The following is a 1959-nucleotide window of genomic DNA, read 5'->3' on the forward strand; positions in this document are numbered from 1 at the left end:
GAAATCACGAATGGTATTTGCTTTTGTCCTAGCTTAAAGGCAATAAGCCAATCTTCAAACCCAAAGAAATAAGCTTAACTTTAAATCTTAAACCAATAAGCCCTAGTGGAATTAGCTTAGCTAAGACTTTTTAAATTTAAAAGAGAACAAAATTATAAGCTTTTATGGATTCTGATACGATTGTGCTTTGGGATTTTAAAATTTCTAGCTTTTATAAAATTTGAAATATTACCAAATTCTCCGGCAATAAGATAAGATTCTACATATCATTCATATTACTTGCACTCATCATAGCAGTTAAAATTTTACCGCAAGCGCCGCAAGGCAATTCATAAAATTCTACGCTTTCTATGCCGCTTTAAAATTCTGCGATACGAAAGAATTTAGGCTCAATTCGCAGAGGAATTTCATAGTCTGCTTTATCTTTAAAGAACTGGCGCAATCTTAGGTTTTTTCACCAAAGCCCAAAAAGCTTGTCAAAGCAGCAATACCATCATCTTTGGCTTTTATTGCTAAGGCCAGTGCCTTTTATTTATATCCTGCGCTTTATATTTTATATTTTAAAAGTGAAGCTACGAAATTTCGAAGTAAAAGTGAAATTGTATAAGAAAGATCTTGCAAAACTTAAAATTATAAAATTTTAAAACTGCTTGTCTTAGAATTTATAAGCAAAATTTCGTAAGGTCTAAATTTTTAAAATTTTAAAATTCCGTGCTTTAGAATTTCAAATTTCAACACGCTTCTCATTAAGGTTTGGGCTAAATTTTAAATTTTAGGTAATTAAATTTTAAAATTCTGCGCCTAAATCTTGCCTGTGAATTTTAAAATTACCCAGCGCAGTTTTGATCGCCCGCTTCAAAGATGCGACCTGTTATAAAAATAAAAGTTTACTCTACACGAAACAAGTCTTGAAATGAGCTTTACTTCGGCTACGCAAAGCCTTAAATTTAAACCTTGACGGCAGGTAAATCTAACTGCTTACGATATAGAATTTTAAGCGGTATTCATAGCATTGCAAACCTACATTTTTTATAATTTTATAGTTTGGTAAACGGGTTATACAGACGAACGGTCTATAAGTTTAAGATCTACTTTTTGCAATTTTATACTAATAGAAAATATTTGATATCTCGTTAAGCTACGGGTTTGAGCCTACTTTTTCGTAATTTTATAGAGTAAATTTCCTATGCTTTGTATGATCTGCACGAGTACGATCAGTATCACGACGGTGTATGCCATTATATCTGGACGGAAGCGCTGAAAGCCGTAGCGGATCGCCACGTCGCCGAGCCCGCCGCCGCCGACGGTACCCGCCATTGCTGTAAATCCGATGATGACGATGAGCGTCAGAGTAATCGCGCCGATGATGCTAGGCAGCGCCTCGACGAACATCACGCGAAAGATTATCTGCGTCTTGCTCGCGCCGAAGCTCTTCGCCGCCTCGATTACGCCGCTATCTACCTCCAGCAGCGCGCTTTCGATGAGCCGCGCGATAAAGGGCGCCGAGCCGATAGTAAGCGGCACGATCGCCGCGGTGGTGCCGATGCTCGTGCCCACAAGAAGCTTTGTAAGCGGAAAGAGCACGATCAGCAAAATTATAAACGGAAAGCTTCGCAGCGTGTTTATCGCGACGTCCAGCACGGCGTAGATGATGCGGTTTTCGCAAAGCCCGCCGCGACGCGTAAGGATAAGCACGATCGCAAGCACGAGCCCCAAAATAAACGCCAAAGCCGTGCTTATGAAGGTCATATACAGCGTCTCCAGCGTCGCGTTTAACAGCAGCTTCGGAATCGTTCCGCTAAAAAAATTTTGTATCCACTCTATCATTTATGTCCTTTCATTTTGTGCTTGCTTGCGCTATACCAGGCTTTTGCGCCGCTTTAAAAAATTTTTGAAATTTTAAATTTTCGCTGCAGCAAATCTTACGCCTTAAAATTTTAGCCCTCGAAGCGGTAAATT

Annotated in this window: 1 protein-coding gene; it reads right to left on the reverse strand. The window is 39.4% G+C overall.

Going from position 1 to position 1959, the window contains the following annotated elements:
- Nucleotides 1-1152 precede the first annotated feature (1152 nt).
- Nucleotides 1153-1827, reverse strand: coding sequence for a methionine ABC transporter permease (locus Q0236_RS02030; protein ID WP_297914454.1), 675 nt, complete (start codon nucleotides 1825-1827; stop codon nucleotides 1153-1155).
- Nucleotides 1828-1959: the final 132 nt, after the last annotated feature.

This window comes from uncultured Campylobacter sp. (genome assembly GCF_938031315.1).
GTDB lineage: Bacteria > Campylobacterota > Campylobacteria > Campylobacterales > Campylobacteraceae > Campylobacter_B.

Coding starts and splice junctions, on each gene's coding strand:
- Q0236_RS02030 (WP_297914454.1), bottom strand. CDS start 1,827: ATGATAGAGTGGATACAAAATTTTTTTAGCGGAACGATTCCGAAGCTG.